This window comes from Bradyrhizobium sp. Rc3b (assembly GCF_900114915.1).
Taxonomy (GTDB): domain Bacteria; phylum Pseudomonadota; class Alphaproteobacteria; order Rhizobiales; family Xanthobacteraceae; genus Bradyrhizobium.
Map to the genome: position 1 here is coordinate 417,128 of NZ_FOUS01000005.1, position 17,334 is coordinate 434,461.

Genomic DNA, 17,334 nt, shown 5'->3' on the forward strand with positions numbered 1-17,334 from the left:
CCCCCGTCTGGTTCCCATCGTGATGAAGACGGCCGTCAGAGGCGGCCGCCCAATTAGCTGGCAGTAGATGGCACACCGAATGGGGGGCGCGTCAACTGGGACCGTGTGTATGCAAACGGTCTTCTGGCTGTCTGTTGGGCAAAACTGTGTTCTGCAGCCCATCCGTTCGGCAATCCAGCATCAAAACATGCTGGATTGCACGCTGCACTGCGGAAAATTTGTTCGCAGGATCAGACGAAGTGTGGAGGCGAAATTCTACGCGACGGACATGTCGAGCGGCGGCTCGACGTGATCCGGCAGCGGACAGACATACGGCGTCTTGGCCGTTCGCTTCTTCAAGTCGGCCTTGGCCGCCTTGATCAGTTCCGGATCTGTCAGCGCCTTGATGCCGAGACCGGCCATCGCCTTGGCGGCCTGCACCATGGCCTTGTGGGCATGCGGGCTCTTGCCCTGCGCCACCACCTGCCAGGTGTGGAACGGCGTGCCGATTGCAACCGTGGGGGCGTGAACCTGCACGGTCGGCACCACCCAGCTGACGTCGCCGACGTCGGTCGAGCCGACCAGCGGGTTGCGCTTGGCATCGAGCGGCACCAAGAAGTCGGCCAGCGGCCGATCGGTCTGCTCCATGCCGATCGCGTAAAAGACCGACGCGATATCCTTGTCGCTCAAGGTCGCGCGGATCTGGCTGGCAAAGCCCTTGTCGGCATCGTCGAAATGCGGCGGTCCGAGCTCTTCCATGACCCGGTGCAGCGCCTGCTCCAGCGGCGTGTTCGGCAGGATGTTGGAGACCGCGGAGATGATCTTCATCTCGACCTTGGTCTCGGTCATCAGCGCCGCGCCCTCGGCGATCTTGCTCACACGTCCGACCAGCTCGTTCATGCCGGGAAGGTCACGGGCGCGGATCGAATAGCGCACCCGCGCATGGGCCTGGACCACGTTCGGCGCAATGCCGCCGGTGTCGAGCAGCGCGTAATGCACCCGCGCATCGCTCGGCATGTGCTCGCGCATGTAGTTCACGCCGACATTCATCAACTCCACCGCATCGAGCGCGGAGCGGCCGAGATGCGGCGAGGCCGCGGCATGCGAGGTGCGACCGGTGAAGATGAAATCCGCGCGCGTGTTGGCGAGCGACGGCGTCACCGCGACCTCCCAGAAGCTGTGCGGATGCCAGGTGATGGCGATGTCGGCGTCCTCGAACGCGCCGGAGCGCACCATGAAGGCCTTTGCGGCGCCGCCTTCTTCAGCCGGACAGCCATAATAGCGCACGCGACCTGGCACCTTGTTTTCGGCAAGCCAGTCCTTCACCGCGGTCGCGGCGAGCAGCGCGGCGGAACCGAGCAGATTGTGACCACAGCCATGGCCGTGCCCACCGGCTTCGATCGGACGATGCTCGGCGACACCCGCTTCCTGGCTGAGACCGGGAAGGGCGTCATATTCGCCCATGAATGCGATGACCGGACCGCCCTCGCCCCACTCGCCCATCACTGCGGTCGGAATGCCGGCGACGTTCTCGGTGATGCGGAAACCCTGATGACGCAGCTCGGCGAGATGCTCGGCGGCGGACCGCGCCTCGGTGTAGCACACCTCGGGCATGCCCCAGACCTTGTCGCTGAGGTCGATGAAACGCCCCTTGATCGTGTCGACGCCACGCCAGATATCGCTGCGGTTGTCCATTGCTTCGGTCCGTGATCCCTTGGTCAAACGAAGCGGCAATGGTTAGCAGCTTCATGGTACGGCGCCTAGCACCTCGCCGGACACCAGCCATGCGGCGCATGCCGGATTGAGGGGTGCCTACCGCTCGTGCACAAGGTGTTTCCGTGCCTTTCAAAGATTTCACGCGGCGCTCTCACGAATAATTGGGAACGAGGCTTTCAAGACGGCCTGCCCCGGCCTAAATTATGCGGGCTTCGCGCGTCGCTCTGCAGCAATCACGGAGCGATGCACTCAGCCAGGAGAACTCCATGCCCGCTTTGACCGAATGGAGAGTGCCGCCGGCCAATCAGCCGCGTGCGGGCGACTACGGTTTCGATCTCGACCGCGCGCTCGCATCCGTCGTTGGCCTGCACGCCATCGTCCCGCCGGACGCCTTCAGCGCCGAGACGCTGGGCACCGAACGCGCCGGCAACGGCGTCGTGATCGATCACGGACTGGTGCTCACCATCGGCTATCTCATCACCGAGGCGGAATCGGTGTGGCTGCACCTCGGCGATGGGCGGGTGGTCGAAGGCCATGCGCTCGGTTTCGATTCCGAAACCGGCTTCGGCCTGGTGCAAGCCCTCGGTGAGCTCGACGTCGAACCGTTGCCGCTCGGCAGCTCGGCAGAAACCGGGATCGGCGACCGCGTCGTGGTCGGCGGCGCCGGCGGTCGCACGCGCTCGGTCGCCAGCCAGATCGTGGCCAAGCAGGAATTCGCCGGCTATTGGGAATATCTGCTGGACGAAGCCGTCTTCACCTATCCCGCGCATCCGAACTGGGGCGGCACGGCGCTGCTCAACGAGCGCGGCGAGCTGATCGGCATCGGCTCGCTTCAGCTGGAGCGGGAGCGCGACGGCAAGGCCGAGCATGTCAACATGGTCGTGCCGATCGACCTCTTGAAGCCGATCCTGGACGATCTGCGCAAGTTCGGTCGCGTCAACAAGCCGGCGCGCCCCTGGCTCGGGCTCTACTCGACCGAGATCGACAACCGCTTGGTCGTGATCGGGATCTCCCCCAACGGCCCTGCCGCGCGCGCCGAGCTCAAGACCGACGACATCATCCTCGCCGTGAACGGGGACAAGGTCACGAGCCAGACCGCCTTCTACAAGAAGATGTGGGCGCTCGGCACCGCCGGCGTCGACGTGCCGCTGACCGTGTACCACCAAGGCGTCACCTTCGACGTCACGGTGACCTCCACCGATCGCTTCAAGCTCTTGAAGGCACCGAAGCTGCATTGATCCCACGCTGAAGGAAGCCGCGATGAGCGAGGCCGTGATCGACGACATCGTGGCCGTGCTGCCGCCGCTGCTCAATGCGCTGGAAGCACTCGGCTTCTTCCAACGCCATCTGCATCCGCCGGCGTTCGCTACCGTGATGAACGCGATCGGCGCACCGGATGAGGCGCTGCAAGCGGCACACGCGGCTATTGGAAAGTGGCCAGAGCAGTTCGCGGGCCTCCGCGAGCGGCTCGATCGCGCCTGCGGCGAGACGCTCGCCGCCTTTGCCGGGATCCGCGAGGTGGAGCGCGGCAATGGCGATCTCATCGCTGTCTTCCGCGCGCTGCGCCACGTGCCGCGCGCGCAGGAGGCGCTTTATCCCCTGGCGATGCAATTTCCTCCCGTAAGCAGCTTCTTCCTCAACACCGCCAATCGCGAAAATGCGGATCTGTTGTCGCGGCTCGACGTCGGCGCGAGCGAAAATACTGGCATCTTCCACGATCACAACGAACCCGGCAGCCGCGGCGGCTTCTCGGTCTATGTGCCTGAGGACTATACGCCCGAGCGTGCCATGCCGCTGGTGATGGCGCTGCATGGCGGCAGCGGCAACGGACGCGGTTTCCTGTGGAGCTGGTTGCGCGACGCCCGCAGCCTTGGCACGATTCTGGTGGCGCCAACCGCGACCGGTCCGACCTGGGCGCTGATGGGCGATGATGCCGATACGCCTAACCTCATGCGTATCCTCGAAACCGTGCGCAGCCGCTGGAGCATCGACGCCTCGCGCATGCTGCTGACCGGCATGAGCGACGGCGGCACCTTCAGTTACGTCAGCGGCCTCGACGGCGCCTCGCCTTTCACCCATCTGGCGCCGGTCTCGGCAACCTTCCATCCGCTGATGGCGGAGATGGCCGACGCCGCGCGCCTGCAGGGGCTGCCCATCTTCATCACCCACGGCAAGCTCGACTGGATGTTTCCGGTGCAGACCGCGCGCCAGACCCAGGCCGCGCTCGCAACGGCCGGGGCTGATGTCACCTATCGCGAGATCGACGACCTCAGCCACACCTATCCGCGCGAGATCAACGCGGAGCTGGTGCAGTGGCTGAACGCGGGGTGAACAACCCGTCCTTATCCGCGCCGCACTGCCGCGGAACCATCGCTCCGGGCCGACGTTATTGCTGGCCCACCGGAGGTTCGCAAATGCAGACTTTTTTCGGAATGATCCTTGGCGCGCTGCTGCTTGCCGGCGGCGTGTATGTCTATGACTCCATGCAGACCTCGTCCGTCGCCAATGGCGAGGTCGCGACCACCAATCGCACCATCGTGAACTGGGATGTCGCGAAGGCGGATTGGGATGCGCTGCGCGACCGCGCGCACAAGGACTGGGTCCGGATCTCGTCGAAGTAACAACGCCCATCATGAACGAGGCGCCGTCGCGAGCTCCGCGGCGGCGCCTTTGCGTTGGCTACCGCCGATGCGCCTCAGTTCATCTTGGCCTTGCGCGCATCGGCGATGACCTGCTCGAACTCGGTCATGCTGAGCACGCCGGGGACGCGGTACTTGCCGACGATGAAAGACGGGGTGCCGCTGAAACCGAAGGCTTCGGCCTGCTCGTTGTTGCGCTTGAGCAGGGCGTCGATATCGCTGCCATGGCCGGCGAGATCGCGCTTCAGGCGATCCATGTCGAGGCCGGCGGCGGCAAGCAGCTCGTTGATGCGCGGCTCGGTCAGGCGCGAGCTGACGCCCATCAAGGCATCATGGGCCTGATGGTATTTGTCCTGGAATTTTGCCGCGAGAGCGGTCCGCGCCGCGGTGACGGAGACCGGCCCGAGGATCGGCCAATCCTTCATCACCAGCCGCACCTTGCCGTCGTCCTGAACGACCTGGCGCAGCTCGGGCTCGAGCTTGCGGCAATAGGGGCAATTGTAGTCGGACCATTCGACGATCGTGACGTTACCGTTGGAATTGCCGGCGACGGGCGTGTCGGGATCGCGCAGCACCTTGGCTTCGGTCAGCACCTCGTTGTCGTCGGTCGCCGCGCGCGCCGAGGCGCCCGTCAGTGCGAGGGCGCCCGCCCCGATCAACGTCAACGCCGCGCGCCGCGTCGGCGCAAGGCCCTTAGTCTCAAATCCAGCCATATCTCGTCCCGTTTCGGTCCCATCTCCCTGAATACGGTCGGGACCGGGAATTGTTACTCGTCATATAGAGTGTCGCGACGGCGATGTCATCGCACCAGCAGCGTGACCGTCAGGCTATGCGCCGGACGCACTCGCCGCGGGTGGCGCTGCAATGCGCGGCAGCATCGCCATCAACGTGCCGGTCATCGTTGCAATCAGCGTGGTCTTGCCCTCGTGCTCGGCAAACGCCCTGGCCTCGCAGAACGTCAGCGTGCGGCCGGGCTTGACGACCTCGGCCTTGAAGACGAAGCGCTCGCCTTTAGCCGGAGCCAGCAGCGTGGTCTTGAACTCGACGGTAAGGATATCAGCCTCGCGCGGCATCAGGGTGAAGGCGGCAACGCCGCAGGCGTTGTCCAGCCCGGCGGTGATGATGCCGGCATGAACAAACCCGTTCTGCTGGGTGAAGGCCGCGGAATGCAGCATCGCCAGCTCGGCCTCGCCCGGTGCGAGGCGGACGATCACGATGCCGAGCGTGTGCATCGCCGGCTGGCCGTCGAACATGGCGATGGCCGCCGCCCGATAGCCCGGGTTCTTCGGCTCGAACGCAGCCATGGCTCAGGCCTCGGCCGGCTCGGCGAGATGCCGAAGAGCGATCTCGCGGACGGCATCCGTGAACGGCGCCGATTTGCGCTGGGTTCGATCCATGTGCACGCCGGTGATCTCGCAAATCGCCGCGATCTCGCCGGTCTCGGCATTCGTCATGTCGTGCCGGAAGCGGATCAACTTTTCGCGCACCTCGAGCAGATGGCTACGGATCTCGACGATGTCGCCGGCGAGCAGCTCGCGCCTGTAGGCGATGTTCTGCTGCACGGCGGCCATGCCGCGGCCGGAGGAACGCAAATAGCTCGGCGTGAGGCCGAGGCGGGCGAATAGATTCCAGTTGGCTTCGTCGAATTTGCCGACATACCACATGATGTTCATGTGGCCGACATGGTCGCATTGCCACGGATAGACCGTGCCGCGATAGGTCGCCTCCTGCTCCATCGCCATTTTCCGCCCTCGTTGTTTATTGATTGATACGGTAGCGTATCAGGCACGAGACGCGTTAGCAATACGGCACCGTATCAAGAGTTCGAGAGGCTTCATTCATGAGCGACGGCAAGGGCGATGTCTGGGTCGAGGCGGGGTTTGCCGAGCTCGCCCGCGCGGGGGTCGAGGGTGTCAGGGTCGAGGTGCTTGCCAAGAATCTCGGCGTCACCAAGGGCGGCTTCTACCGCCGCTTCGCCGACCGCGCCGCGCTGCTCGATGCCATGCTGCAACATTGGCGCGAGGGGCGGGCCGCGTCGATCGCGCAGCAGACGCGCCTCGATGGTCAACCGCCCCGCGAACGGCTGAAGGCGGTGATCCAGCTCTACTCCGAGCGGCTCAATCCGGAAGCCATGGCGATCGAGCTCGCGATCCGGCAATGGGCCCGCTCCGACGAGAGCGCCGCGGCGGCCGTGGCGAGCGTGGACGCAGCGCGGCTCAAGCACGTGGCCGAGCTCTATCGCGCGACCGGGCTTGCACCCGAGGAGGCCGAGGCGCAGGCCTTCCTGTTCTATTGCTTCATCTTCGGCCAGAGCCTGTTGTTCGTCGAGCGCGGCCCGCGCAAGCGGTCGCAACTGGTGGCGAAATCGGCCGAAAAGCTGCTCAACTAGAGCATGATCCGGACCCGAAGGGCCGCGTGAGCGCAAAGTGTGCAGCGGTTTTCCGAAAGATAATGCTCCAACTCAAAATCAAGTGAAAAGGCCGGAGCGGTGCTCCGGCCTTCGTATCGATTCGAAGCTCAGGCAGCGCCCTTCAGCTTCTTGTTGCATTCGCTGTAGTAGCCGCCGCCCTTCTGGATCCACTTCATGCCGCCGTTGCCGTTGGTGGTCTTGTTGGCGTTGTACTGGTCGACGCAGGTGTGCAGGCGCCCCTTGCCCGGGGTCTCCTTGGCATATTTCGGATCGATCGCGTTCGGATAGATCGCAGGTCCCGCCGGCAGGGTCGGCGCGGCGGCGGGGGCCGCCTCCTTCTTGGCCTGCTTCGGCTCGGCGGGCGCAGCCGCGGTCGGTGCAGGAGCAGCCGGTGCTGCAGCAGCCGGCGTTGCATCCGCGCCGCACTGGGCCTTGCGGAAGTCATTCCACTTCATGGTGCCGAGCGAGCCGTCCTTCTTGGCCGCCTGGTATTTGGCGCTGCACTCCTGCGACGTCAGCGCCTGCGCCGGCGCCGATACCGAGAGCACAGCAAATCCCGACAACGCAATCGCGCACAGCATTTTTGATTGAATGGTCATCCTTAGGTCTCCTCCTTGGTCTTCCCCCGAGGGGAAGTGAAACAAGAATTGCTATCCTAGCGTGCCGGCCATTTGCGACAAGGAAGCGATGGCTCCCGGCCGCCAAAATATAGTAACGGCGCCGTTCAGATTATTCATGTCGCGTTCAGCAATGCGAGCCGACGTTCGCAGCCCTTCGCAATTCTCGCAAGATGAGTGCAACACCATGACCCTCGCCTCTCGCCTCGCCGCCGTCGCCCTCGCCTCCCTGCTCGCCGGCGGCACTGCCTTCGCGCAGACCGCCGCGCCGGCTGCCAAGACCGAACCTGCCGCCACCGCCGACAAGAAAGCCCCGAAGGAGCGCTCGGCGGAGTCGCTCGAATGCTCCAAGCAGGCCGACGCCAAGGGCCTGCACGGCAAGGAGCGCAAGAAATTCCGCTCCGAATGCATCAAGACCGCCAAGGCGGGCGCCGCCGCGCCGGCTGCCGACAAGAAGTAGCCCCGACACGATCTTCCGCGAGCTTCCAGCGAGAGGCGCGCGCATTGCGGCATGACGAGCCTGCAATTGTGCGCCTCTCGCTGATTTGCGATAAGGTGGCGTGAAGCAAATTGCCGCCTCCCTGTCGTTTGAATGGCCGAGCCGTGCCAAGATCCTGAGCACGGCGGAGACGCTCGTCATCGGCACCGCCGGCGGCCTTGTGTTTCTCCTCGCCGGCCTTCCCGGCGGGCTGATCTCCGGCTCGATGATCGCGGTCGGGATCGCCGCGATCGCCGGGCGCCAGCTCGCGCTGCCGCCGCTCCTGACCCAGACCGTGCTGGTGCTGCTCGGCATTTCGCTGGGCTCGGTGGTCTCGCGCCATCTGCTTCAGCAGGTCGGCGCATATCCCCTCACCATCGGGCTGCTTGCGCTCGCGACCTTCTGCTCGACCTTCGGCTCGAGCTATTACCTCCAGCGCATCCATGGCTGGGACCGCACCTCGGCCTTCCTGGCCGGCAGCCCCGGCGCGCTGTCGCAGATCACGATCCTGGCGGTCGAGCGCGGCGCCGACCTGCCGGGAATCGCGGTGGTGCAGACCATGCGCGTCATCATCCTCACCGCGGCCCTGCCGATGGTGCTCGCGTTTGCGGGCGTCGCCCCCTCCACCGCGCCGTCGCTGGCGACGACGATCGCCTCGCCGCTCGATCTCGTCGAGCTGGCCGCGGCGTCGCTGGCCATGGCGCTGGTCCTTCGCCTGATCAGGTTTCCCGCGAGCTGGATGTTCGGCGCCATGATCGCCTCCAGCGTGCTGCATGGCGCCGGCTGGGTCGAGGGCGGCCTGCCGGACTGGGTGCGCGGCGTGGCGCTGGTCGGGATCGGCGCGCTGATCGGCAGCCGCTTCGCGCGGATGCGGATCAAGACGCTGGCCGGCCACCTCAACGCGGCGCTGGGCTCGTTCACGGTCGCAATCGCCGTCTCCGCCATCTTCGTCGGCATCGTGGCGCTGACCACCCAGGTCAGATTCTCCGACGCCGTCGTCGCCTTCGCGCCGGGCGCGATGGATGCCATGCTGGCGCTGGCGCTGACGCTGCACATCGACCCGATCTTCGTCGGGGCCCACCATTTGTCGCGTTTCGTGTTCGTGACGATCGCAACGCCGGGCATCGTGCATCTGTTCGGGCGTACGCAGGACGATGTGGATGATTAACGGCGCGCGGTGCGCCTCGCGAACTCCGCTCTCGTAGGGTGGGCAAAGGCGCATAGCGCCGTGCCCACGTTCTCTTTCGACCTTATCACTACGAGATGGTGGGCACGGCGCGCGAAGGGCGCGCCTTTGCCCACCCTACGGCAGCCTGCCTGCCCACCTACGGCAGCTGACCTAGCCTCTCGCCGTCTTCGCAAATCCCCACGCGGCAATCGCGGCCATGAGCAGCGAGATCAGGACGTTGTAGCCGGCGAGCGAGAGGCCGAGGAAGCGCCACTGCACCTCGTCGCAACGCACCACCTTCACGGTGTCGAGCTTTGAGAACAGATCGCCGGCATTGCCGAGATTGACGACGGGACCGCTGCAATCGGTCGGCCCCTTCCAGAACCCCCATTCAACGCCGGAATGGTAGGTGCCGAGACCGGCATTGGCGAGCGTTGCCAGCGCGAGGATCGCCAGCCCCGCCAGCAGCAGTGGCCGCGGCGCGCCGCTCCGCGCCGCCAGCGCCGTGAGCGCACCGAGCGGAATCGCGAGATAATAGGCGTAGCGCTGCTCCAGGCAGAGCGGACAGGGCAGGATCTCCAGCACGAGCTGGAAGAACCAGGCGCCCGCGATGGTCGCGGCTGCAATCAGCGTGACGAGCAGCGAGGCCGTCAGCGCAGCGCCGCTCGCAGCCGGCTTGAACGCAGCAGGTATGGCGGCACTCTGGGTCGTCACGGCAGCCTCTTTCCGGTAGGTCGCGCTCCTAAGCCTCTAGACCCGCTCCATGCGGCTGTCGAGAACGGCTGACATCACTTTGGCGCGGGTTGACCCCGCTTTGTCCATGGCTATAGTCCGCCGGCTTCGCGACGCTCCCTGCAAGGGCCGACCGAGGGCCCCTGTGGCGGAACTGGTAGACGCGCTCGACTCAAAATCGAGTTCCGCAAGGAGTGCTGGTTCGATTCCGGCCAGGGGCACCAGCCTTCGCTGCTTCGCAGCTACGGCTCGGCAAGCCGGGCGCAGCCATATCCATGCGAAGCGGCGAAGGCTGTCGCGCCGAAGCCTTGGCGAAGGCGGACTGGCTCAACACACTCGCTCTCCCCCCTCCCTAGCCATCCCCTCATCTCCACTGTATAAACCGGTAGCTTCTTCCGTAACTCGAAGGAGCTCATATGAACGACCTGCACGCGTGGCTTTCGCAGCAACACCACGGTTTGCGGACCTTCCAGACCTTTCAGCAGAAGCTCGAGACGCTCGGCCAGCACGATCCCGCCCAGCGCGGCCTGTGCCGCCTGCTCAGCGGCGTCATCGGCAGCTATGTCGAGGCCTTTGACGAGGCCCCGCTGCCGGTCGACACTGCCGAGGACGCCTATCGGCGCCTGCTGACGCTGGTCGAAAGCCTCGATCTGCACGGAAACGCCGCTCGCCGGCTCGCCGACATCAACCGCGTGGCGACCTGCGAGTTGTGGCGGTGATCGTCAGGACCAGCGTGCCCACTTCAATTTCTAGGTAACAGGACACGCCTCTTCGGCCTCGCGACGCATGACGCCCGAGTCCAGTGCTTCTCTTGACGCCCCTTCCTTGGAAAGGGCGCAGGGAAGGCCGGGCGCCGGCTGGCACCCGCGGTCCGCTGCGCGCAAATTGCGAAGACAAATGCACAGCGGCATACAGGGCAGCCCAGGACATCCCGGCCTTTCCCTGCGCAATGGTTTTACGGCTTATGGCGCGCTCTCCCCGGGGAGCGATGCACTATTGCCCCCGTCGCCTTGCGGATGACTGGCGCGCGTGCCCGGTCGGGCCGCTTCACCACCACAAGCCTTGACGCACAGACCCCGGGCGTCAGGACGACACGCTTTTGCCGTACGCGGACCGCACCGGTCGTGTGCGCGCTGCTCAACCGCTCACGGGCCAAACCCGCCCTGCGATTGCTGGCGCGCCGATGCACTCCACGTCCACCGCCACCCGGCCCGCGCATCGTGACGATCGCGAAACGCCCCTTATCCTTGGGCCGGGATGAGCGACACATACGATATTTCCGAATTTCGGTGAAGCAGAATCTTGTGTGACCAAGCGGCGAGTGTCCAGAGAGACCTTGTTCCGGCCGAGAATCATCTCCTGCAGCTCAATAGCTTCGTTTCTCCCCCGTGTATCCGCATCGTCATTGCGAGCGCAGCGAAGCAATCCCGGAATGCATCAGCGGAAACAGTCTGGATTGCTTCGTCGCAAGAGCTCCTCGCAATGACGAGGAGGAGAGATTACGCTTCTTGAGGCCGTTCCACTTCGCCGCGCCGATCCCTATATCCTGTGGCAGCAGATGTGATGCAGCGGACAGTTTGATGGCCAGGACACGCAGGACGGACGCCGACGACCTCCCCCGCTATTTCGTCTGGGTCCGGGGCCTCGAAGGCCCCGAGCCGCAGAAATGGATGGCGATGGATTTCGGCGTCGGCGACTGGAAGCGGCCGCTGGTGCTGGCCTATCTTGAGCTGCCGGCGGACGAGCGCGATCTGTCGCTGTCGATGCTGGCGCGGCGCTACCCGCCGCCGCGGGTGGATCTCTCGTAACGGCGTCAGCCCATCCAGCACAAGTCTGTCGCCATGGAGACAACGACCGCTGGAGGCAGCGCCGCCGCCAGCCAGCGACGACCCGACACGGCGACGCCGCACGATCCCGCTTGCTACCTCAACGCGACTGTGCGCAGAATGCACCTGTGTTTTCATGAGTCAGATATTTCAACCACTGATTGATTCCGGGAAATGGTGCCCGGTTTGGCCTGACGCTTTCCTTGTCGAATTGCCGGAGGGGCCCATGACGCATCATGATGTCGGGGGGAACGCCGATTCTCCGAGGCCGGAACGCGCGCCCAGCGATCAAGACAGCAATGCCGGCGCGGGCGCGGCCCTGCCAAGACGCAAGCTGGTGCTGTTCGCCGACGGCACCGGCAATGCGTTCACCAAGCAGGAATCCAGCGTCTGGCGTCTGTATGAGGCCCTGGACCATACCCAGCCGGACCAGATCTCGCATTACATCAAGGGTGTCGGCACCGCCGGCTGGGCACCGCTTGCCGCGCTCGACGGCGCCACCGGCATCGGCGTCCCCGGCAACGTACGCAAGCTCTATCGCTTCCTGTGCTGGAATTGGCGACCCGGCGACGAGATCTACATCTTCGGCTTCAGCCGCGGCGCCTTCACCGCGCGCACGCTGGCGGCGCTGATCGCGAGCCAGGGCTTGGTGCCGGCGGAGATCGACGACACGCCGGTGTCGCACGCGGAGATGGGGCGCAACGTCAAAGCCGCCTGGCGCGAGTATCGGCGCGAGACCGTGCCCTGGACCAAGAGCTTGCCGACGATCTGGGTCACGCGCTGGATCCGCGACTTCCTGCTGTTCGTCTATCACTGGCTTTGCGGGCACCGTAGCTATGCCGAGGTGCGGAGCAAAATGAACGGGCGCAGCGAGGTCGAGATCGCATTCCTCGGCCTGTTCGACACCGTCGAGGCCTTCGGCGTGCCGGTCGAGGAGCTCCGCCTCGCCATCGACTGGGCAATCTGGCCGATCTCGTTCCGCAATCACCGGCTGTCGCACAAGGTCAGGCACGCCTGTCACGCGCTCGCGCTCGACGACGAACGCACCACCTTCCATCCGCTGCGGATCGACCAGAGCCATCTGGCGGAGGGACAGATCGTCAAGGAAGTGTGGTTCACGGGCGTCCATTCCGATATCGGCGGCGGCTATCCTGAATCCACGCTGTCCTTCGTGCCGCTAGTCTGGATGGTCGAGCAGCTCGGCGACCGGTTGCGCTTCCAGGACGGCGAGATCGAGCATTTCAGGGAATATCAATCGGCGCTCGGGCCGCGGCATGATTCACGCAGCGGCGCAGCGGTGCTGTACCGCTACGGGCCGCGTCCGATCCTCAGCGGCGACGTGAATGGCGGGCTGCCGGTGGTGCACTTCGCCGTCATCGAGCGCATGCTGCTCGGCTGCGACGATTACGCCCCCATCATGCTTCCGGCGAACTGCCTGGTGCTGCTGCCGGACGGAACGAGGTTGCCGCTGCGATCGGAGGGAGAGACCAAGGATCTCGACGAGCAGCATGCGCGCGAGGTCATGAAGGCCGCCTATCTGCAAAAGGCGACGGGACCGCGTCGTACCGAGGAGGCCAGGGCCTTCACTGGGATGAGCACGCCGGACGCCACCATGTCGAGCCTCACGCGCGACACCGTGTGGTGGCGGCGCGTCGCCTATTTCTCGCTTTTGTTCATGGCCGGCGTGATCGCCGCGTGGCCGTGGATCGCGCACGCGCTGGTGCAATGGTCCGAAGACCGCGCCCTGGAGGGCACCGGCGCACTGTCTTTCATCACCAATATCGACTGGGTGATGGGCGCAGTGGTGGCGCCACTGACCAATCTGCTGCAAGACGTGGTGCCGTCCTATGCGGCCCCCTGGCTCAACATCGCGACCTACTATCCCTTCCTGACCTCGATCGTGGTGATCGTCACCTGGTGGATCTGGCAAAAGAACGGAACGTTGCGTGACGACATCGAGGAGCGGGCGCGTCTTGCATGGAACACGTCGCGCCGCAGGGCGAGCATGGAGCACATCGACAAGCCGGGGCCGTTGATGCGGCTCGGACACTGGATGCGCCTGAACGCCAGCCCGGCGCAGCACGTCATCACCAGGGGACTGGTGCCGGCGGTCTTCCTGATCGCGATCTTCGGCTCCGCCGCGCTGATCGTGTCGAGCAGCCTGTTCACCGCACGTCTCGCCCTCGGATCGGTCTGCTCGCCGCCTGCCGTCAAGGGCTCGGCCGCGTTCCAGACCGGCACGCCGGTGACGGACGAGCCGGTCGACGCGCGCGCGTTATTCGACACCAGGGACTTTTGCTGGTGGAGCGGGCTCGCCGTCGAGAAGGGCCGCAAATACCGCGTCTTTCTCGAGATCAAAGAGCCATGGTTCGACCGCACCATCATGAGCGGCGTGAACGGATTTGCGACCTACGAGCCGCACCACTACGTGGCGCTGCCGGAGCGTCGTCTGTTCGCCGCGGACTGGTTTCAGCCCGTGGTGCGCGTCGGCAGCAAAGGCATCAACGACCTGCCGCTCAAGGCAGTCAATGTGATGCCGGCCGACGAATTTCCCCGCCGCATGAAGCCCACCCTGCCCGCGGAGGACGACATCAGCAGGAGCCGCAACAGGTACCCCGCGCGGCTCGACGACACGGCCGAATTCAAGGGCAGGCTCGACGGACTCGGCAAATTCGAACCGATTCCGCCGGCCATGCTCGCCGAGGCAGGCCAGGTCTGGACCAAGCAGCTGTTGACCGGCCGCGTCGTCGCCGAATTCGTGGCGCCCGAGTCCGGCGAGCTGTTCTTCTACGTCAATGACGCCGTCCAGATATTCCCGCGGCTGCTTCCGGAGTCGTGGGTCCCGTCCTGGCTCGATGCGATCCAGGGGCCGCACGATCTGTTCTACCGAAACAATAGCGGCACTGCGAAGATCAAGGTCCAGCGCCTGCCGGCCCCACCGATGCCGCCGGACAAGCCGGCATTACCGCTGGCGAGCAACTGAGGTCCAGCGGGGACGCAGCGTCGGAGCGCTCCGCGCCGCGACTTGGACACGGGGCATTCCCGCCCCCATGATTATGGGTGTCGCTGCCTGCGTCCGGTGGTTAAACTTGCCCTTGCGCCGCGGGGGACACGCGGGTCGCGGGACCATGATCATGACCGAACAGGGCGAGACGGGTGAAGCCATCACCATCCTCCTCGTCGAGGACGACGCGCCGACCTGCTGGCGGCTGCAGGATGCGCTGGTCAAGGCCGGCTACGAGGTGCGCAGCGCCGGCACGCTCGGCGAAGCCCGTTCCGCGCTTGCCGGCGGCGCGCCCCGCGTGCTGCTGACCGATCTGCGCCTGCCCGACGGCCACGGCATCGAGCTGATCCGCGAGATGAGGCAGCGCTTCCCCGACACCGAGATCATGGTGATCTCGGCCCTCGGGGACGAGGAAAGCGTGATCTCGGCGATCACAGTCGGCGCCACCGGCTATCTGCTCAAGGACGCCTTCCCCACCGACATCGCCACCACGGTGCGCGATCTGGTCGCCGGCCATTCGCCGATCTCGGCCTCCATCGCGCGCTTCATCGTGCGCAGAACCCAAGGTGCCGCGCCAAATTCGGCGGAGCCGCCGCCCGGCCCGGCGCTCAACACGGCGAGGCTGACACCGCGCGAGATCGACATTCTCTGGGGCATCGCAAAAGGCTTCAGCTATGCCGAGATCGCCAGCCATCTCGGCCTGTCCAAGCAGACCGTGCCCGGCCATATCAAGAACATCTATCGCAAGCTTGAGGTGCACACGCGCAGCGAAGCGGTCTTCGAGGCGGTGCAGCAGGGCCTGATCAAGCTGTGAGCGAGATCGCGGCCAAAGCACCTATCAAGGCAGCTACGAAGGCGCCTACGCGGCCGCGGCGCCGGCTGATCGCCTCGCGCCTCGTGCCCTATCTGCTGATGCAGGCCCTGATCGTGATCGCCACCATTCTCGGGCTGCGGCTGCTGCAGCCGAGCGATCCCGACGATTTTGCGTTGAGCGGGTTTTCGCTGCGGCAGGACGGCGTGACGCTGCCCGTGAACCTCCCGCATTTCACGGCGTCGCGCTATTCCCTGGACGACCCACCGCTCTACACCGGCAGCTTCACGTTCCGGCGCGGCGAAGCGGCAGCGGGATGGTCGGTCTATCTGCCGCGCTTCAGCAACGCGGTGGAGGTCGCCGTCGACGGCGTCGTCGTGCTCGATTCCCGGCGCGACGCCAATGCCAACCGGCCCGACCGCAACACGCCGCAGATCGCAGCGATACCCGCCTCACTGCTGCGCGAGGGCGCCAACGAGATCACGGTGCGCCTGTTCGTGTGGGGGCCGTTGAAGGGTTTTCTCGACACTGTCTATGTCGGGCCGGATGCCGCCTTGCGGCCAGCCTATGAGACGCGCACACTGCTGTTTGTCACCCTCCCCGTGGTGTTTTCGGCCTGGCAGTCGATCCTCGCCGTCATCCTCGCGATCATGTGGCTGATGCGGCGCCGCGAGCCGGTCTACGGCGTGTTGGCGGCCGCGATGGTGCTCGGCGTGGTGCAGGCGTACGTACCGCCGCCGGTTCCGCCGGCCGCCACGTCGCGGCTTGCCGCGGTGCTGCTGGCGTCCGCGCCGATCGAGAGCGCGTTGGTCGTCATGTTCGGCGTGCTGTTCTTCGGCTGGCGCTGGCCGCGCTACGGCATGCTGCTGTTCGTGCCAGGCCTCGTCGTGTTCGTGGTCGGGCTGATCGGGGGCCCGCCGCTGCCGCGCATCCTCTTTCTGGTGCTCGGCATCCCCACCGTCGGGATTTGCCTGTTTCTGATGGCCTGCGTGACCGCGACCGCGGTCGTCCGGCGGCAGGACGCGGCAAGCTTCACGATCGGATGCGCCGTCACCATCGTGCTGGTCTGCTGGGTCCAGGACATGTTCACGGTGTTCGAGATCGTCGCCAACGAACGCATCTTCGTCTCGCGCCTGTCCTATTCGGCGATGCTGGTCGCGATCGGGGCCGGCTTGACCTGGCGCTTCGCCCGCGCGCTCAACCAGGTCGACAGCTTCGCCGGCCAGTTGGTGACACGTGTGCGCGAGGCCGAGGAGCGGCTGAAGGCGAGCTTCGTCCGCGAGGAGGAGCGCGCGCGCGCCGCCGCGCTCGCCAATGAGCGCACGCGTCTGATGCGTGACCTGCATGACGGCCTCGGCGGCCAGCTCGTCAGCATCGTCGCGCTCTCCGAGCGCGGCCATGAGGGCGCGACCATCACCGACGCCGCCCGTGCCGCGTTGAAGGATCTGCGTCTCGTCATCGATTCCATGGACGACATCGGCGGCGACCTGATGCTCGCGCTCGGCTCCTGGCGCGAGCGCGCGAGCGCGCAATTGCGGCCGCACGACATCACGCTCGACTGGCGCGTGGCGACCCCGCAGGGCCTGCCCCTGCACCCTGAACTCAGGCCATGGCACGTCATCCAGATCGTGCGCATCCTCGACGAGGCCGTGACAAATGCGGTCAAGCATGCACACGCCCACCGCATCGCGGTCACCATCGAGACGCTCGATGCAAGCGAGGGGCCGTACGGCCTGATCAGCGTGACCGACGACGGCCAAGGCTTTGCGCTGGCCGGCCATGGAGAGACCGCCCGCGCGGGCCAGACCGCGCGCGGCTTGCGCAACATGAGAAGCCGCGCCGCGCGCTGCGGCGCCGTGCTAGACCTGAGTTCCGATGCTTCCGGCACGCGGGTGCGGCTGCAATTGCCGCAGCGTTTTCCCGACAGCGACGCGGCTGCGGGCTGAAAAGCCCC

Annotated in this window: 17 protein-coding genes and 1 tRNA gene; 12 read left to right on the top strand and 6 right to left on the bottom strand. The window is 65.7% G+C overall.

Features of this window, described 5'->3' with window-relative positions; translation table 11 throughout:
• Positions 1–255 precede the first annotated feature (255 nt).
• The gene (locus BM190_RS14615; protein WP_092255732.1) at positions 256–1,674 is read right to left on the bottom strand and encodes a M20 family metallopeptidase; all 1,419 of its coding nucleotides are present in this window, start codon (positions 1,672–1,674) and stop codon (positions 256–258) included.
• Between the two features lie 287 nt (positions 1,675–1,961).
• On the opposite strand from BM190_RS14615, the gene BM190_RS14620 reads away from it, so the two are divergent.
• The 3 genes from BM190_RS14620 to BM190_RS14630 all read left to right on the top strand — a co-directional run bounded on the left by BM190_RS14620 (position 1,962) and on the right by BM190_RS14630 (position 4,316).
• Positions 1,962–2,933: a S1C family serine protease gene (locus tag BM190_RS14620; protein WP_092255980.1), complete on the top strand. Its 972-nt coding sequence runs from the start codon at positions 1,962–1,964 to the stop codon at positions 2,931–2,933.
• 22 nt (positions 2,934–2,955) lie between these two features.
• A complete protein-coding gene (locus BM190_RS14625) occupies positions 2,956–4,026 on the top strand; it encodes a carboxylesterase family protein (protein ID WP_092255735.1) in 1,071 nt (356 codons plus the stop codon).
• Between the two features lie 83 nt (positions 4,027–4,109).
• Entirely contained in the window at positions 4,110–4,316 is a 207-nt protein-coding gene (locus BM190_RS14630; RefSeq protein WP_018316294.1) for a hypothetical protein, read from the top strand.
• A gap of 74 nt (positions 4,317–4,390) precedes the next feature.
• On the opposite strand, the gene BM190_RS14635 is transcribed toward BM190_RS14630, so the two are convergent.
• The 3 genes from BM190_RS14635 to BM190_RS14645 all read right to left on the bottom strand — a co-directional run bounded on the left by BM190_RS14635 (position 4,391) and on the right by BM190_RS14645 (position 6,070).
• The gene (locus BM190_RS14635) at positions 4,391–5,047 is read right to left on the bottom strand and encodes a DsbA family protein (RefSeq protein WP_177237076.1); all 657 of its coding nucleotides are present in this window, start codon (positions 5,045–5,047) and stop codon (positions 4,391–4,393) included.
• Positions 5,048–5,161: 114 nt separating this feature from the next.
• The gene (locus tag BM190_RS14640; RefSeq protein ID WP_092255741.1) at positions 5,162–5,638 is read right to left on the bottom strand and encodes a PaaI family thioesterase; all 477 of its coding nucleotides are present in this window, start codon (positions 5,636–5,638) and stop codon (positions 5,162–5,164) included.
• A 3-nt stretch (positions 5,639–5,641) separates the two neighbouring features.
• Positions 5,642–6,070: an acyl-CoA thioesterase gene (locus tag BM190_RS14645; protein WP_092255983.1), complete on the bottom strand. Its 429-nt coding sequence runs from the start codon at positions 6,068–6,070 to the stop codon at positions 5,642–5,644.
• A 104-nt stretch (positions 6,071–6,174) separates the two neighbouring features.
• Here BM190_RS14645 and BM190_RS14650 point away from each other — a divergent pair, with 104 nt between their 5' ends.
• Positions 6,175–6,723 (top strand): TetR/AcrR family transcriptional regulator, encoded by a 549-nt coding sequence (locus BM190_RS14650; protein WP_092255744.1) that lies wholly within the window; start codon positions 6,175–6,177, stop codon positions 6,721–6,723.
• A gap of 128 nt (positions 6,724–6,851) precedes the next feature.
• On the opposite strand, the gene BM190_RS14655 is transcribed toward BM190_RS14650, so the two are convergent.
• Positions 6,852–7,343: a hypothetical protein gene (locus BM190_RS14655; protein WP_092255747.1), complete on the bottom strand. Its 492-nt coding sequence runs from the start codon at positions 7,341–7,343 to the stop codon at positions 6,852–6,854.
• A 205-nt stretch (positions 7,344–7,548) separates the two neighbouring features.
• On the opposite strand from BM190_RS14655, the gene BM190_RS14660 reads away from it, so the two are divergent.
• Both BM190_RS14660 and BM190_RS14665 read left to right on the top strand, forming a co-directional pair.
• On the top strand, positions 7,549–7,821 hold the full coding sequence (locus BM190_RS14660) for a PsiF family protein (RefSeq protein WP_092255749.1): 273 nt from the start codon (positions 7,549–7,551) through the stop codon (positions 7,819–7,821).
• 100 nt (positions 7,822–7,921) lie between these two features.
• Positions 7,922–9,007 carry an AbrB family transcriptional regulator gene (locus tag BM190_RS14665; protein WP_092255752.1) on the top strand — a complete coding sequence of 362 codons (1,086 nt, stop codon included), beginning with the start codon at positions 7,922–7,924 and terminating at the stop codon, positions 9,005–9,007.
• A gap of 171 nt (positions 9,008–9,178) precedes the next feature.
• On the opposite strand, the gene BM190_RS14670 is transcribed toward BM190_RS14665, so the two are convergent.
• Positions 9,179–9,721 carry a disulfide bond formation protein B gene (locus BM190_RS14670; RefSeq protein WP_092255755.1) on the bottom strand — a complete coding sequence of 181 codons (543 nt, stop codon included), beginning with the start codon at positions 9,719–9,721 and terminating at the stop codon, positions 9,179–9,181.
• A gap of 157 nt (positions 9,722–9,878) precedes the next feature.
• Here BM190_RS14670 and BM190_RS14675 point away from each other — a divergent pair.
• From BM190_RS14675 to BM190_RS14705, 6 genes are all read left to right on the top strand, one after another.
• Positions 9,879–9,963, top strand: a tRNA-Leu gene (locus BM190_RS14675).
• A gap of 192 nt (positions 9,964–10,155) precedes the next feature.
• The gene (locus BM190_RS14680; protein WP_092255758.1) at positions 10,156–10,458 is read left to right on the top strand and encodes a hypothetical protein; all 303 of its coding nucleotides are present in this window, start codon (positions 10,156–10,158) and stop codon (positions 10,456–10,458) included.
• Positions 10,459–11,319: 861 nt separating this feature from the next.
• A complete protein-coding gene (locus BM190_RS14690; RefSeq protein ID WP_018316304.1) occupies positions 11,320–11,547 on the top strand; it encodes a hypothetical protein in 228 nt (75 codons plus the stop codon).
• Between the two features lie 244 nt (positions 11,548–11,791).
• Positions 11,792–14,548 (top strand): T6SS phospholipase effector Tle1-like catalytic domain-containing protein, encoded by a 2,757-nt coding sequence (locus tag BM190_RS14695; protein WP_092255760.1) that lies wholly within the window; start codon positions 11,792–11,794, stop codon positions 14,546–14,548.
• 151 nt (positions 14,549–14,699) lie between these two features.
• A complete protein-coding gene (locus BM190_RS14700) occupies positions 14,700–15,383 on the top strand; it encodes a response regulator transcription factor (protein WP_026201644.1) in 684 nt (227 codons plus the stop codon).
• A complete protein-coding gene (locus tag BM190_RS14705) occupies positions 15,380–17,326 on the top strand; it encodes a sensor histidine kinase (protein WP_092255762.1) in 1,947 nt (648 codons plus the stop codon). The genes BM190_RS14700 and BM190_RS14705 overlap by 4 nt, the downstream gene beginning before the upstream one ends.
• Positions 17,327–17,334: the final 8 nt, after the last annotated feature.

Bases quoted from the DNA above. Each gene is read 5' to 3' on its own strand.
- BM190_RS14615 (WP_092255732.1), bottom strand. From the start codon at position 1,674: ATGGACAACCGCAGCGATATCTGGCGTGGCGTCGACACGATCAAGGGG.
- BM190_RS14620 (WP_092255980.1), top strand. From the start codon at position 1,962: ATGCCCGCTTTGACCGAATGGAGAGTGCCGCCGGCCAATCAGCCGCGT.
- BM190_RS14625 (WP_092255735.1), top strand. From the start codon at position 2,956: ATGAGCGAGGCCGTGATCGACGACATCGTGGCCGTGCTGCCGCCGCTG.
- BM190_RS14630 (WP_018316294.1), top strand. From the start codon at position 4,110: ATGCAGACTTTTTTCGGAATGATCCTTGGCGCGCTGCTGCTTGCCGGC.
- BM190_RS14635 (WP_177237076.1), bottom strand. From the start codon at position 5,047: ATGGCTGGATTTGAGACTAAGGGCCTTGCGCCGACGCGGCGCGCGGCG.
- BM190_RS14640 (WP_092255741.1), bottom strand. From the start codon at position 5,638: ATGGCTGCGTTCGAGCCGAAGAACCCGGGCTATCGGGCGGCGGCCATC.
- BM190_RS14645 (WP_092255983.1), bottom strand. From the start codon at position 6,070: ATGGAGCAGGAGGCGACCTATCGCGGCACGGTCTATCCGTGGCAATGC.
- BM190_RS14650 (WP_092255744.1), top strand. From the start codon at position 6,175: ATGAGCGACGGCAAGGGCGATGTCTGGGTCGAGGCGGGGTTTGCCGAG.
- BM190_RS14655 (WP_092255747.1), bottom strand. From the start codon at position 7,343: ATGACCATTCAATCAAAAATGCTGTGCGCGATTGCGTTGTCGGGATTT.
- BM190_RS14660 (WP_092255749.1), top strand. From the start codon at position 7,549: ATGACCCTCGCCTCTCGCCTCGCCGCCGTCGCCCTCGCCTCCCTGCTC.
- BM190_RS14680 (WP_092255758.1), top strand. From the start codon at position 10,156: ATGAACGACCTGCACGCGTGGCTTTCGCAGCAACACCACGGTTTGCGG.
- BM190_RS14690 (WP_018316304.1), top strand. From the start codon at position 11,320: ATGGCCAGGACACGCAGGACGGACGCCGACGACCTCCCCCGCTATTTC.
- BM190_RS14695 (WP_092255760.1), top strand. From the start codon at position 11,792: ATGACGCATCATGATGTCGGGGGGAACGCCGATTCTCCGAGGCCGGAA.
- BM190_RS14700 (WP_026201644.1), top strand. From the start codon at position 14,700: ATGACCGAACAGGGCGAGACGGGTGAAGCCATCACCATCCTCCTCGTC.